The following is a 14,502-nucleotide window of genomic DNA, read 5'->3' as shown; positions in this document are numbered from 1 at the left end:
ATATATTAAGAATTGTTCTTTATAAAAAATAAAAAAGGGGAAAGGAGCTAATGTTATGCAGTTACCCGAAGACTTTAAACATTTTTTAGGAATAAATCCAGCTAGGCATAAAACAGAAGGGCTAAGTGTAGATCCATGCTTTTCACAACCCATCATACATAAGGAAATACATGGGGATAAAGTATTCGTCCCATTGGATTTAAAAAGAGTTTGGAATCGTTTATAACAATAAAAAGAGCAACCGTGTGAATATAAAACGGTTGCTCTTTTATATTTTGTCATTTATTTTTAATTTCTTCTGATGACGGGTTTTGGATATAAAATATGGATAAATTTTGAATGTATATAAAGTTCTGTTTTCGCCATTCTAAAAAAGTAATTTATTAAAAACAAGGAGGCGTTATTCATGACAGTAATCAATGACCTTAAGACCACTCTTGCAGGTTTGAAAAGTGCACAGGCTAGCTTCGAAACCTTTTCACTTGGTACAGACAACGAACAAGCAAAGCAACTTTACCAAGATGCTGCTAAACAAACTCAATCCGTTGTAGACACCATTGAACCACGTATTCAACAAGTCGAACAAGAAGAACCCCAATACAAACAACAATAATGTAAAAGCTAGGGAAGGAAGGTTGGTTGAGTGTTAACCAACCTTTTTTACCTTCAAGATAATAAATAAAGGGTGATCTCATGAAAGATAAAATAAACCAATTCATCATGTTTCTTTTATTACTAACTGTTATCGGATTAGGTTCAGGTTGTAATCAAAAACAATCTGGTGAGGACCATGAGGATTTAAGTATTTCACAGGTACATACAAGCAAGCCAATCGATCAATCCGTGGCGAATCAAGCAAAAAAGAAGGTTATCAAAGAGGAAGACATTTCGAATGTGAAGGCTGTGAATACGGATAAAGAGCTATTGATAGCGATCAAAGTCGAAAACTTTGAGCGTTTTCGATTAAAGAAAATCGAAAAGAACGTGAAATCAGACTTGGAAAAAGACTATCCGGATCATAAAATCTTGGTTTCGACCGATTCAAAAATGTATTTGGAACTTGATCAATTAGAACAAAAAATCCAAAAGGATAACACCAATAGGAAGGAATTAGAAAAGGATTTTAATAAAATCAAAAGTCTGATGAAAGAAGAAACCTAAGGAGAAAGAGGGGTCGGACCATGTCGAATAAACAAAAGAAACAATTGACACCAGTTCAACAAGAATATCAAGGTATTCAAAAACACCGGGAAACAAAGAGACCAGTCGTTAAAAATTGCATAAAAGCATTTTTAACAGGGGGCCTTATTTGTCTGATCGGGCAGCTCATTTCTGCCTTTTATATTAATTATTTTGATTTTACGGACCAAACAGCTGGAAATCCAACCGTAGGGACTTTAGTTTTTATTACGATGCTTCTTACAGGTTTCGGGGTCTATGATCGTATGGCTCAATTTGGAGGGGCTGGGACGGCTGTACCGGTTACTGGTTTCGGCAATGCCGTCATTTCTGCAGCGATTGAACACCGAACCGAAGGGTTGGTATTAGGGGTAGGCGGTAATATGTTTAAACTTGCAGGATCGGTGATTCTATTTGGCGTCTTTTCTGCGTTTGTCATTGCCTTGATTAAAACAATTCTTGTACAGTGGGGTGGTTTGTAATGTTAGAAGGTCATCGTACATGGGTCTTCGAACAAAAGCCCGTGATTATTTCTACAGGTACAGTGGGAGGGCCATTTGAAGCAGATGGAGCTATCGCGAAAGATTTTGATCTTTTGCATACTGATTTATGGCTTGGACAGGATTCTTATGAAAAGGCTCATAAAATCTTTTTTGAAGAAGCTTGTCAAAAAGCCATGGAAAAAGGCGGAATTCAAAAGGAACAGGTTCAGTTTCTCCTGGCAGGAGATCTAATCAATCAGATTACTCCGACTAGTTTCGCATGCCGAACAATTGGTGCCCCTTATTTTGGGTTGTTTGGTGCCTGTTCTACCTCGATGGAAGGATTAGCTTTAGGGGCCTATATTGTCAATACAAACGGAGCCCAATATTTGTTAACAGGAGCTTCCAGTCATGATACAGCCGTTGAAAAACAATTTCGTTATCCAACGGAATACGGTGGACAAAAACCACCTACTGCGCAATGGACCGTGACAGGTGCTGGTGCGGCTTTATTAAGTAATACCGGGGAAGGGCCACGTGTCACGTCTGCAACCATTGGCCGTGTCATCGATATGGGATTGACGGATCCATTTAATATGGGAGGGGCGATGGCTCCAGCTGCAGTTGATACCATTGAAGCTCATTTAAAGGAAAGGAATATTGATCCATCTTATTACGATTTAATTGTCACCGGGGATCTTGGCCAGATTGGCCATGAAGTGTCCCTGGATTTATTTAAAAAGCATGGAACCCCTATTCGTGAAAACCAGTATCAGGACTGCGGATTAATGATTTATCGGGAAGGGCAACCGGTTTTGGCAGGAGGTAGTGGTGCGGGGTGTTCAGCAACAGTTGTCTATGGTCATTTATTAAACCGAATGAAAAAAGGTGAATTTAAAAGAATGTTAGTGGTGGCAACAGGGGCCTTATTATCCCCCCTATCCTTTCAGCAAAATGAAACGATTCCTTGTATCGCCCATGCGGTATCGATTGAATACGGGGGTGAACAATAGACATGATCTATTTTTGGGCTTTTGTTATAGGTGGTTTGATTTGTGTCATTGGGCAAATTATGTTTGATGTGTTTAAACTGACACCGGGACATACGCTAAGTACCCTTGTCGTAATAGGGGCTATTTTAGATGGGGTAGGTTTATATGAACCCTTAATTGATTTTGCTGGGGCAGGGGCTACTGTTCCTATTACAAGCTTTGGGAATTCACTTGTACACGGGGCCATGCAAGAAGCTGAAAAACACGGGTTAGTCGGCGTACTTACAGGGATGTTCGAAGTGACAAGTTCTGGCATTTCATCTGCCATTATTTTCGGCATGTTAGGAGCTTTGATTTTTAAACCAAAGGGATAAGGAGGATGTAAGATGACCATCGGATCGGAAGTAAAGCAATGTCTTGCCAGCCTAAAAGGCGTAGAAGCTAGTCTATCCAGTTTAGCCTTACGTACACAAGATAACGAATCGAAACAAACCTTACATGAAACGATGATGGTAGTGAACGAAGTAGTCACAGATTTGAAAAAAAGGGTGGGAGAATTGGAGAAGGAGGAATTCCAGTATAAAGGGTTTTAAAATAAAGTATATAGGAGGTGTTATGTAATGCCTGATTGGTTAGATGTATTTTTGAGGGCTTTGTTGTTTCTCATTATCCTTTTTTTAGTAACTAAATTGCTAGGTAAAAAGCAACTATCTCAACTTTCTTACTTTGAGTATGTGGTTGGTATAACCATAGGTAGTATTGGGGCGGAAGTGATTACGGGTCTTGAACGAAGTATTTTAGTGGGGGTTATAGGGATTGTTACCACTGCCGCACTACCTTTTATAGTTGGAATCCTTTCTTTGAAAAGCAAAATGGTTCGGGACCTTGTAGAAGGGAAAGGAACGGTTTTTATCAAAGATGGAAAAATCATGGAAGATAACTTGAAGAAGGAAAGATATACAACGGATGAATTGTTAGAGTTACTTCGAAAGAAGGATGCTTTTCAGGTGTCTGATGTGGAATTTGCGGTATTAGAGGCAACCGGAGATTTATCCGTTATGTTAAAGAAAGAGAACCAGCCATTAACGGCAAAGGATTTAAACTTGGTGGTTGCTTCAGTCAAAGAGCCTCAGACCGTCATAATGGATGGGGAAATATTGGATGAACCACTTGCGACGATTGGTCGAAGTCGAGGTTGGTTACACACTGAATTAGAAAAATTAGGAGTCACCATTGAAAATGTCTTTCTTGGACAAATAAATTCTTATGGAGAACTGACGGTGGATCTTTTTGATGATATATTGCAAGTACCGTCTCCTCAAGAAAGGCCTTTACTTCTTTCGACTATGAAAAAATGCCAAGCAGACTTAGAATTATTTGCACTAGGCACAGAAAATAAAGAAGCCAAGCAGATATATGAAAAAAACAGTGAAAACCTACAAAAAGCGATTGATAACGTTACCCACATCTTAAAAAGTTGATTGTATGATCCGTTGTTCATGGGTTATTTCATTCGTTCTAAAAAACATAGGAGGCAGATATATGCCTCCGAAAATTCACCCAAAAATTTATCAAACGTAATTCAGTAAAAGGAGATTTTATATGTATATGTAGACTATAGGGAAATTCAACTTGTCACGCCCCTTTTTAAAAAGGTTGCTTTCAACTAATTACACATCTTAGCCTCATTCTGAAATCATATGCTTGTACATATATTAGCCATAAATACATGATAAAAGGTGATGTATATTTTTCAGAAAATCACGGCTATTCTTATAGGTAGTTTATTATTGAGTATCGGAATAAACGGCTTTTTAGTTCCCCATCATTTATTAGATGGAGGTATTACAGGTATTGCCCTCATCATTCATTATTACTTGGAATTTCCAACAGGTTTAGTGATGTTCCTTTTAAGCATCCCTCTGTGTATATTCGCATGGATCCATGAACGAACATTCTTTTATAATAGCTTTCTCGGTTTAATTGTTGCTTCTGTGTTCATTGATTGGCTAGCTCCTTTAAGAAACCAATTTTGTCTTTCTATTTTTCCGAGTATGTTAATAGGAGGAGGATTGATTGGAATCGGAGTAGGAATCATGCTTCGATATGAAGCAAGTACCGGAGGAACCGATTTGTTAGCTCAATTTATATCGAAAGCTATGTCCGTAAATATAGGGGTCATTATTTTCATGATAGATGGCCTAATTGTAACGTCGGCAATTAAAATGTTAGAGTTAAAGGCTTTCCTTTTTTCTGGCTTAACTATTTGTATGATTGGATTGATTACATCTTTAATGGTTAGCCCCATCGAATAGTTAAGGAAGAACCTAGAAGTTTGAGTGATTTCTTTGCATTAGACCTTCGACCGGTTGATTTTCCTATTTTAATAAATAACTTATTTCATAAAGCGCTTGGTAACTTGGCTTTAAAGTATGATTTTCTTCAATTGTATACAAGCTGTCCACCTTGCTAAGTATGTTTTCCTGGTTTTGTGACAGAATAGTATTTGTCTTTTTATTAGAAAGCATAAAAATGAGGTTGGAAAAATGTTCACTTTTATTGGGAAGTTAATTCTGCTTTTTGGTCTAGTGATTTTGGCCATGCGCTGTATGGGAAAGACTGTACTGGCTCAGTTAACCCCGCCTGATCTTGCGGCCATTGTGTTTCTTGTCACATTGTCCGTCAGTCCTATCAAAGCCAATGGATTTGGACAGACCATTGCAGGGATCATTACCATTGTCATCATGTATCTGTTGTTTTCTAAATTAAGTCTTTTTCGTTGGTTAAATCGAATGTTCATTGGTCAGCCAAGTATTTTGATCAAACATGGGAAAATCTCAAAAAAAGACTTACGGAAAACGCGTTTTTCTCTCGTTGAGCTATTGTCAACCATTCGGGCTGCAGGATACCCGAATATACGGGATATTGATTATGTGATTCTGGAACCGAATGGAGAACTTAGTATATTACCCAACCAATCTGTTGTTAATTTAACGCCTAGACACTTAAATATTGAAACAGACTATCAAGGACTGCCGATTGCTATGGTCGTCGAAGGGAAAATCCAGCATAAAAATTTAAAATTAATCCAAAAGGATGAAAAATGGCTTCAGGATGAATTAACCAACAAAGGATTTCGCCAAATCAATAACATCTTTTATGCAGCCGTCACGGATAGAGATCATTCGTTAATCGTTGACACCGGTATCGATTATCAAAAAGCGTAATTTACATAACCTATTTTCTATAGGAAGAGAAAAAAATTGCTTTAATAAAACCAACACTTTTTTTGGTTTTTCCCGGTTATAAAAAAGCTGAGCTTGGTAAAGATATAAAAGTAATTTAAATAATAAAAGGGGAGATCCTAATGGCTCAAAATCAAATTGACGTAAACCAATTAAATCAAGCTAAAGCAAATGTGACCCTTACCCAAAGTTTACTAACTCAAGCAATTGAGAAATCATCTTCAGACCCAACTTTAGCTCAGGAAGCAATCAAACAAATTGCAAATGAGATTGCGCAAGCTCAAACAGCAGTAAACCAAGTGCAAAGTGCATTTTTAGCCCAAAAATCTGAATGAAATCACTTAATTTACCCCTAAAGCCCCCTGTCCTTTTGGATAGGGGATTTTCGTTTTTCTAACTTTCAATACAAAACATGAGTATTGTCAATTATTAAGAACAATCGACCATAGCACCAATTCGCCATAATAAAGGATCTTATATCACTGTATCTTCTCATTAGAGCCACTGCCGAACGAATGGAAACATATATCGATTGAATTAACCACTTTACCTTAGTGATGACCGTCTTTGATATTCTAGGGGTTGTGTATGAAACGACGGTGAAGCATAGACAAGCTGCCTAGCGAAAAAGTCGCGTTTTAATAGGTATGCCTACTTTTCCATCACTCGCTAGTTTTGAAACAAATCTAGTAATTTACTTTGTTAGCTGGATGGGCATGTGGTGGTACCCCAAAAGGTACTTGCAAATTTAAACCAAAAAAGGGCATCTAATTTTCCCAATGTCCCAGATTTTTAGAGAGTAACAGAATCTTCACTATCGGAATAGAATGTAGTCCTTTGTTAATTCATTATGTTGTACATTCCCCCTAATGGTACTGAAGGGTTCTCAGTATCTCTGGGGGTTTTCGTGTGTGGTACCATTAAAACAGTTTGAATAATCTCCGATTCGCTGGGGATAGTAGTAATAACCCTTCCAGAGGTTAAAAACACAGCCCTGTATCAAGCCGTAAAGATGCTTGTACGGGGCCTATTTTCTTTATATCGGGAATATAAATATAGTCCTTTATAAGGCAAACCATCAATACGCCCCTGTACAATTAAATTCTGTATGGGGGCCTATTTTTTTTGTATATAGTGAGTAACCCACTTTTAACTATGGGCATAGGATATATTCCTAGTGACTTTTTCACATAATTTCTACGCCCCCCATGTACTGTAAGTTCTCCCCAGTACTCTTGTGGGGTTTTCTTGTATGCTTGACAACATTAGAATAAATCGAATAATAAATCCGGTTCGGTGGCATAGTAATATCGAGCAGTTTTCCATGTAATCTCCAAAACCCTGATATCAAGCCGTAAAGAAGCTGATACAGGGTTAATTTTTGCCATGAATAGCAATTCCCATTCGGTGGCATAGTATTGATACACCTAAATGTTTGTCCTCCCCTGTTACCAGCAAGTTGGTGCAGGGGGATACTTATTGTACATGGTAGTTTATAATGTGGAAATACATTCAGGTGGGCTGGTAAAGCTTTCCCATTGCCCGCGTATCAACCTAAAAACTGATACGGGGGTATTTCTATTTTGCAAACTGCTCTAGAGGTATAGCTGAATAAGCTTTGTCCATGAGCTTTTTAAGGTTAGACTTATTATAAGTTGAAATTATTTCACTTCTACCCAGCCGTTTTTAATAGCTAGAACAACAGCTTGTGTACGGTCGTTTACCTCCAGTTTTTGAAGAATGTTACTCACATGGTTTTTTACTGTTTTTTCACTGATGTTTAAAGTTTCGCCGCTGGCACGGTTGCTTTTTCCGTATGCTAAAAGTTGAAGAACTTCACATTCGCGTCGAGTCAATAGGTGAAACGGTCTTCTGATCTCTACAGCATGCACTGAATCCCGATCAGCAGCTAAACGGCGATATTCTTTGACTAGATTATGTGTCACCTTCGGATGAAGGTATGAGCCACCTTCTGCGACTACACGAACAGCATTAATTAACGCATCGGCATCCATTTCTTTCAACAGATAACCTTGTGCTCCTGTTTTAAATGTATGCTGTACATAGTTTTCATCATCATGAATCGATAAAATGATGACTTTCGTTTTAGGGTAACGGTTTACAAGCATTTTAGTCGCTTCGACACCGTTCATATTCGGCATGTTGATATCCATGATAACAACATCTGGTTTGTGTGTTTCAACAAGATCCATAGCCTCGCTTCCGTCAGCGCCTTCGGCAACAACATAAAAGGATGATTCAAAATCTAATATACGCTTAACGCCTTCACGGAAAAGCTGATGGTCATCGATAATGATGATACTAGTCTTCAACGGCTTCTTCCTCCTAATTTATATAAATGCCTATTCTGGAATTTTCTTTTCAGCAATATATACAGAAAGAATAGCATATTTTTCGTTTTGGGGTGTGAAGGCGGGGCGTTCTTATTGGTGTATCTGTATAAAGATTAAAAAGAAAACGCCAGGAACGGAAGAATAGCCATTTCATTTTGTAACTTTAACCGGGGTTATGGTTTTATTTGGTAATGTAATTATTGTATAATAAGGTTGTGACTAATTATCCAGAGTTGGTCAGCCCCCTTTTTTTATGGCATTTAAAAAGAGCTTAGGGCCTTCTTTCTCACTTTCCGAAAAGTCGAGAAAGAAAGCCTTTTTTTCTACTTTAATTGCTTCTATTTCCTCTTTAGCACTTCTTTTTAAGTTGCTTCCGTGGACTAAAAATTTCCTGCGTGTTTTCTTTGGATGGATTGAATACCTTTATCTATAGAAAAAAGCAGTGAAGTTTCCAAGTCGGAATGGACTAAACTAAAATAATGGACAATATAAAACACCTACCAACTTGTTATAACTCCTTTAATGTGGAAATTAATCACTGACAGAATTCACATGTAAAGAGAACGAGAGGTTTATCCATCAAAATGAAATGGAAGCTGTAAAGGGGGAAAAGAAATGAAAAAAGACAGAGTTTTATTAGCGGAGTTTGTTTAAGGAGATCGATTTGAACTCAACTCCTATCTTACTTCTTTATTTATAAAAGGTAGATCCTTAACGATTAAACAATAAGAAAAAATAATCAGGAAAAGCTGCTAAACCTACTGAATTCATATTTATGGGGTATTGGTAAAGGCTGGCTATCATAACCTATATTGACTGTTTTGAGGAACGCGATTGTATTAGATTAATATAATAGATTTTAACCTTCACTAAAAATTGGGGGCTTACCTTTATGGGTAGCCGTTTTCCAGTAATAAAAAAAAAAATATAGCATTACATATCATGCAGCATATATCTCGTTAGAATATTTATTATAAATAACCACTGTAAATCTAAGAACGTTTCCTTTTGTCCAAGATGTACTGCTCAAGTGGTAGTTCATGTTTACTATGTTAGGTGCTGTTGCTGAATTTGAACGTGATTTGATTGTTGATAGAACCCCCGAGGGACGCGAAAGGGCAAAAGCTAAAGGAACTCATATGGGACGTAAAGGAAAGGACGGAAAGGACGTTAATAAGACTTTGAAGCTGTTTCAGGAAAGAGAATCTAACGGATTAAGTGTAAATGAGATAGCTAAAATGACAGGCGTTCCACGTTCCACTATTTACGCCAAAGCGAAAGAGGCGACACTCTGACCAGTGTTAGCCTTTTTTTATTGCTTACTGTGGCATTGTGCAATAAAAAAGTATTTCAACTTGGCTGTGTAAACCAACCGTGGAATTGCTATTTTGTACACTCCAGAAAGACTACTCTCCAATATAAAGAAAACAGGTATTGTAGACCCCGCATAGTACCAAACAAACGATGAAAGTAGTATTGATGAAATGCTGATAAATCAAATCGTACATAAACCCCACCTCGGTATTTGTTTTTTTCTTTATGATCTGTCAAAAATCAAAATAGATAGAGTGCTCATTCCCTTTTTGAAAATATTCATATTATAGGAATACAGGGTTGCTTGTCCAATAGAATGCGATCTTGAAAAGTAACTTAAGGTATAGCAAAAAAAGGAGTGATAGTTCTATGTCTTATCACGATGATTGTTGTAAGTGTAAATTAGAAAATATTCAATTCCAACTTCAACAACAGCAACAAAAACAAGCTCAGCTACAGGCTCAACTCCAAAATCAGACGCAAGCTCAAAACGATACAGATACTATTTCCAATGTAGGTAATCCTGTCGTTAATGTGAATGTATCTGCTACTGCTGATGGAGATTTGAAAACTCTGCAAAATTTGGTAAGACCTTCAGCTTTTAGAGCACAGTCTAATGCCAATCGAGCTGTTCCTGCAAATACTTCTGTAAAAGTCCTGTACCTAAATGAACAATTTGATTTAGCCAATGAATATAATCCAGCTACCTCTACCTTTATTCCAAACACAGATGGAGTCTATTCAATTATTGCAAGTGTATCATTTTTTCCTAATGTTCCAACCCAATACAGAGTAGCATTAGAAATTCGTTTGAACGGAAATCAGGTTGCAGCAGCTGATAACGATTTCTTCGGTGCGCTAGCCAACATAACAAATGCTGTAACTGTTTCTTCTATTCTTCAGTTGCAAGCAGGTGACACTGTGGAAATCTTCGTCCTTAGTAACGTTGCTGGTACCCTTTTAACACAAGGTCTTAATGTTGCAGCTTCACACTTTGAGGCTGCTAGATTTCCGTCTCCAACAGCATAAATAAAAAAAGGCTTAAATAGGGGTACAGCCACATGCCCATCAAGCGAAGTTAAAATCATACCCTCAAAATGAAAAAACGCTATGCTTATCGTAAGAAGTTTACGAGAAAGGATGGCGTTTTTGATGAATCCTATCATTTCAAATGAACTGAATCTTTTCGCACAAGAACTACAATACTTTTTATCTCCAATAGTCCTACAAGATATCGCCAAACAAGTTGGCTTTGTACAGCGATCGAGTAAGTATCAAGCAAACGAACTCATTGCCCTTTGCGTATGGCTCAGTCAAGAAATCGCTAGCACATCACTTACACAATTGTGCAGTCAGTTAGAAGCTTCCACTGGGGTACTGATGAGCTCAGAAGGATTGAATCAACGCTTTAATTCAGCAGCCGTCACATTTCTTCGAGAAGTCTTTACTTCTCTTCTCACACAAAAACTCTGTTCAAATCAATCGCTTTCTGCACACATGATTTCTACTTTCAATCGAATCCGTATTTTAGATGCGACAGTGTTTCAACTGCCTGATCACTTCGCCACTGACTATCAAGGTTCAGGCGGGAGTAGTAATACGGCATGTGTAAAAATCCAATTGGAATATGATTTACTTAGTGGTCAATTTCTTAACGTGCAGCTTGGACCAGGAAAGAATAATGATAAAACGTACGGTACCATCTGCCTTGAAACCGTAGAGGCGGGCGATTTGTGTTTGCGTGATCTTGGTTACTTCGATTTAGGAGACTTACAAGCCATTCATGATAAAGAGGCTTACTATATCTCGCGGTTGAAGTTGAATACACGCATTTATATCAAGAACCCTGAGCCAGAATACTTCAACAATGGCACGTTAAAAAAGCAAACAGGATACATCCAGCTTGATATGACACAAATGATGTTTGGTCTAACCCCTGGTGAAACGATGGAAATCCCAGAGGCATACATTGGCCAAAATCAGAAGCTTCCAGCACGTGTCATTATCCATCGTTTAACCGATGATCAAACGCAAACACGCCTGAAAAACCAAGCGATACGTGAAAAGAAGAAAGGCATTGTCATGAAGGATAAAAGTAAACGTTTAATGGGCATGAATGTATATATCACGAACACGTCGCTAGAAGAAGTACTGACAAATTACGTGCATTCATTGTATTCACTTCGTTGGCAGATTGAGATTTTGTTTAAAACGTGGAAGTCATTCTTTGAAATTGATGAATGTAAAAATATTAAAAGAGAACGCCTAGAGTGCCATTTATATGGACAACTCATTGGCATTCTCCTCTGTTCTTCTACGATGTTTCAAATGCGACAGCTTCTGCTTGAAAAGAAAAAGCAGGAGCTGAGTGAATACAAAGCGATTTATATGATTAAAGATTACTTTCCGTTACTGTTTCAAGCGATAGCAGTTGGCACAGAAGAACTTTTGAAATTCTGCATCGCCTTTATCAGCTGCTAAAAAAGAACGGTCGTAAATGTAATCGTTATAAGAAGATGACCGTCTTTGATATTCTAGGGGTTGTGTATGAAACGACGGTGAAGCATAGACAAGCTGCCTAGCGAAAAAATCGCGTTTTAATAGGCTTCTTTGGCATGCCTACTTTTCCATCACTCGCTAGTTTTGAAACAAGGATCAATTCGTATCTAGTCATTTACTTTGTTAGCTTGATGGGCATGGGGTACCACCAGCAAAACGCGGATATACAACGTTAAGGATATTCCAGCATTAAAAATCCCAATCTCTCAGTGATATAAATGAGAAATTGGGATTTAATTATTCAACAATTGCGCCCGATTGTTGAAGATTGATTAATTTATTTCAACTGGTGTTTATTGCAGAACTTTATAGAATCAGATGTTTAAAAAACTTCTAATTTTTTAGTTAACATAATCATGATAGGAACTGAAAAAAGGATCTTCCAGTAAGAAGATCCTTTTTTGCTGCTTACTCAATTAACGTACCTTTTAGTTTAAGTGTAATATTTTACAATCCTTCTTAGGTAAATACGATTACTAAAAGTTTTATTTTAGTTTTTATAAATATTCGAATCTTTTCCTCAACGAGGACTATAAACGCTTTCACATGTTCCAGGCGCTGGTTCATAAAAACAATGTTGTTTAAATTGACCAGTAAAAGGTTGGTCATACCATGTTGGAGGACACGGACCATATGGATTAAAGTACCAAAGAGCATATTTCGCTGGGTGATCTCTCCAATATTCCAAATTCTTTCTCGCTAATCTTCTTTCAGATTCTCTTGCTCTTTGATAAAATACATTACCTTTTTGAACAGCTTCAAAAGAATAATTTCCTCCTTGTACGTGAAAAATGACATCTCTAATTGTTCTTAATTCATTAAAGTCAGTACAATCTGCTACAACACGGTTAACAATGACATTTCCAACATATAGCATTCCTTGTGGTCCTTCGCCTTCAGCTTCTGCTCTCATCATCCTTGCCATTAAATTGACATCTGCATTTCGGTAAGCTACTCTTGTCATTTTACCACCTCCAAAATAAAGTATGAAAAAAAGCATACATTCATGTCCTTGTTTACAATTATCAAATGAATACTCTATACAAAACTAGTTAACATAATGCCAATTATATGAAGCTAGACAAAGAGCAAACTCATATCTATCAAGGGTTTGGCTCTTTGTCGTTTTTATCGTTTATACAGCGTTTTATACATAGTTAATCAACGCTTTTGGCTTCTGTACAAGTCTAACAGCTGCATAAAAAAATGGGGGTTTTATGCAACCTATTTTTCAATATAATGGCCCTTTAATGGAATAACATGACTAACGTTTTTAAACAAATGTAAGGTTTTTTTCATGTTGTAGCTACTGTCAAAAAGCATACTTTATGACACGTAGAATGATAGCTCGTAATCTGTATGTCAAAAGGTGAATTATCTCATTTTGACATATGTAATTTCTTTAAAGTACTTTTTGAAATAACTTTTCTGAATGAACTTAATCCTTAGCGTGGTTTTTCGCGTTTTGCTGGTGGTACTGCCCATCAAGCTAACGAAACTGGTTACCCCCAAAACGAAAAAAATGAGTTAAATTCTCATAAACAATTAGATAGAGATAAAAATTTCGTTTTGGGGATATATTAAGAATTGTTCTTTATAAAAAATAAAAAAGGGGAAAGGAGCTAATGTTATGCAGTTACCCGAAGACTTTAAACATTTTTTAGGAATAAATCCAGCTAGGCATAAAACAGAAGGGCTAAGTGTAGATCCATGCTTTTCACAACTCATCATACATAAGGAAATACATGGGGATAAAGTATTCGTCCCATTGGATTTAAAAAAAGTTTGGAATCGTTTATAACAATAAAAAGAGCAACCGTGTTGCACATAACCCTGTCAAGTAGACAATAAAAAAAGAGTATTTTTTAAGCTGCGGCCTTTTCTCGATCGTAAATATAGGGGTCATTATTTTCATGATAGATGGTCTAATTGTATCATCGGCGCTTAATACGTTAGAGTTAAAAGCTTTCCTTTTTTCTTGCTTAACTATTTGTATGATCGGAATGATTACTTCTTTTATGGCTAGGCCATCGAATAGCTAAGGAATGAAAAAATGGTATAGAGCAAATAAAATACATAGTAAAGGACAAGGGGTAAACTAGAATGGATTTTTAGGAAACGATTGGTAATTTTGTCCATAAAAGTATATTCAAAGGTAGGGAAAGGAACCATTTAGAGCTTCAGATTGAATGATTTCATTTGCATTACACCCTCTACTGCTCTTTACCATTTTACTAATAAATAACTTATTGTCATATAGCGCTTGTAATATTTATAACCTTTTATAAATAAAGTACTTTAAATCAGCAGGTTATAAAGGAGCGTAAAAATGATTCTCTCTAAATTTGTAAATGAACTTCCCATTCCCCCAGTCTTA

Annotated in this window: 15 protein-coding genes and 2 pseudogenes; 13 read left to right on the top strand and 4 right to left on the bottom strand. The window is 37.0% G+C overall.

The features are described from left to right. Nucleotides 1–282 (bottom strand): hypothetical protein (locus AC1DIV_RS28610; RefSeq protein ID WP_477577890.1); only part of this gene is annotated, 282 nt, incomplete at its 3' end. A gap of 124 nt (nucleotides 283–406) precedes the next feature. On the opposite strand from AC1DIV_RS28610, the gene AC1DIV_RS28605 reads away from it, so the two are divergent. The 10 genes from AC1DIV_RS28605 (at nucleotide 407) to AC1DIV_RS28560 (ending at nucleotide 6,233) form a co-directional block, all read left to right on the top strand. Further along, complete coding sequence (locus tag AC1DIV_RS28605; RefSeq protein ID WP_048689175.1) at nucleotides 407–613, top strand: DUF1657 domain-containing protein; 207 nt, start codon at nucleotides 407–409, stop codon at nucleotides 611–613. Nucleotides 614–693: 80 nt separating this feature from the next. After that, complete coding sequence (locus AC1DIV_RS28600; protein ID WP_110927443.1) at nucleotides 694–1,161, top strand: YhcN/YlaJ family sporulation lipoprotein; 468 nt, start codon at nucleotides 694–696, stop codon at nucleotides 1,159–1,161. Between the two features lie 20 nt (nucleotides 1,162–1,181). Then, nucleotides 1,182–1,661, top strand: a complete 480-nt coding sequence (spoVAC, locus tag AC1DIV_RS28595) for a stage V sporulation protein AC (RefSeq protein ID WP_110927444.1) — start codon at nucleotides 1,182–1,184, stop codon at nucleotides 1,659–1,661. After that, nucleotides 1,661–2,674 (top strand): stage V sporulation protein AD, encoded by a 1,014-nt coding sequence (gene spoVAD, locus AC1DIV_RS28590; RefSeq protein WP_477577889.1) that lies wholly within the window; start codon nucleotides 1,661–1,663, stop codon nucleotides 2,672–2,674. Before spoVAC ends, spoVAD begins: the two co-directional genes overlap by 1 nt. 2 nt (nucleotides 2,675–2,676) lie before the next feature. Next, nucleotides 2,677–3,027, top strand: a complete 351-nt coding sequence (gene spoVAE / locus AC1DIV_RS28585) for a stage V sporulation protein AE (protein WP_063596893.1) — start codon at nucleotides 2,677–2,679, stop codon at nucleotides 3,025–3,027. A 12-nt stretch (nucleotides 3,028–3,039) separates the two neighbouring features. Next, nucleotides 3,040–3,246, top strand: coding sequence for a DUF1657 domain-containing protein (locus AC1DIV_RS28580; protein ID WP_477577888.1), 207 nt, complete (start codon nucleotides 3,040–3,042; stop codon nucleotides 3,244–3,246). 27 nt (nucleotides 3,247–3,273) lie between these two features. After that, nucleotides 3,274–4,134: a DUF421 domain-containing protein gene (locus AC1DIV_RS28575; protein WP_063596891.1), complete on the top strand. Its 861-nt coding sequence runs from the start codon at nucleotides 3,274–3,276 to the stop codon at nucleotides 4,132–4,134. A gap of 261 nt (nucleotides 4,135–4,395) precedes the next feature. After that, nucleotides 4,396–4,968: a YitT family protein gene (locus tag AC1DIV_RS28570; RefSeq protein WP_082196740.1), complete on the top strand. Its 573-nt coding sequence runs from the start codon at nucleotides 4,396–4,398 to the stop codon at nucleotides 4,966–4,968. A gap of 231 nt (nucleotides 4,969–5,199) precedes the next feature. Continuing rightward, nucleotides 5,200–5,880, top strand: coding sequence for a DUF421 domain-containing protein (locus AC1DIV_RS28565; RefSeq protein ID WP_063596890.1), 681 nt, complete (start codon nucleotides 5,200–5,202; stop codon nucleotides 5,878–5,880). Between the two features lie 140 nt (nucleotides 5,881–6,020). Beyond that, a complete protein-coding gene (locus tag AC1DIV_RS28560) occupies nucleotides 6,021–6,233 on the top strand; it encodes a hypothetical protein (RefSeq protein WP_063596889.1) in 213 nt (70 codons plus the stop codon). A 930-nt stretch (nucleotides 6,234–7,163) separates the two neighbouring features. Here AC1DIV_RS28560 and AC1DIV_RS28555 read toward each other — a convergent pair. Together AC1DIV_RS28555 and AC1DIV_RS28550 are read right to left on the bottom strand one after the other, a co-directional pair. Then, nucleotides 7,164–7,325 (bottom strand): hypothetical protein, encoded by a 162-nt coding sequence (locus AC1DIV_RS28555; RefSeq protein WP_207440592.1) that lies wholly within the window; start codon nucleotides 7,323–7,325, stop codon nucleotides 7,164–7,166. 234 nt (nucleotides 7,326–7,559) lie between these two features. Next, a complete protein-coding gene (locus AC1DIV_RS28550; protein WP_063596888.1) occupies nucleotides 7,560–8,231 on the bottom strand; it encodes a response regulator in 672 nt (223 codons plus the stop codon). 1,061 nt (nucleotides 8,232–9,292) lie between these two features. Between AC1DIV_RS28550 and AC1DIV_RS28545 the strand changes: the two are divergent. From AC1DIV_RS28545 to AC1DIV_RS28535, 3 genes and pseudogenes are all read left to right on the top strand, one after another. Continuing rightward, nucleotides 9,293–9,547 (top strand): annotated as a pseudogene (locus tag AC1DIV_RS28545) (recombinase family protein); the annotation flags it as partial. A gap of 388 nt (nucleotides 9,548–9,935) precedes the next feature. After that, nucleotides 9,936–10,595 carry an ABC transporter permease gene (locus AC1DIV_RS28540; RefSeq protein WP_286185096.1) on the top strand — a complete coding sequence of 220 codons (660 nt, stop codon included), beginning with the start codon at nucleotides 9,936–9,938 and terminating at the stop codon, nucleotides 10,593–10,595. Between the two features lie 123 nt (nucleotides 10,596–10,718). Beyond that, a pseudogene (locus tag AC1DIV_RS28535) lies at nucleotides 10,719–12,148 on the top strand (IS4 family transposase). A gap of 497 nt (nucleotides 12,149–12,645) precedes the next feature. On the opposite strand, the gene AC1DIV_RS28530 reads toward AC1DIV_RS28535, so the two are convergent. Beyond that, nucleotides 12,646–13,089, bottom strand: a complete 444-nt coding sequence (locus AC1DIV_RS28530; protein WP_063596886.1) for a cell wall hydrolase — start codon at nucleotides 13,087–13,089, stop codon at nucleotides 12,646–12,648. Nucleotides 13,090–14,502: the final 1,413 nt, after the last annotated feature.

The sequence above is a fragment of the Peribacillus sp. 05N428 genome (assembly GCF_056397085.1).
Note: the sequence above shows the minus strand (reverse complement) of the source record. Positions and strands in the feature narration are given on the sequence as shown.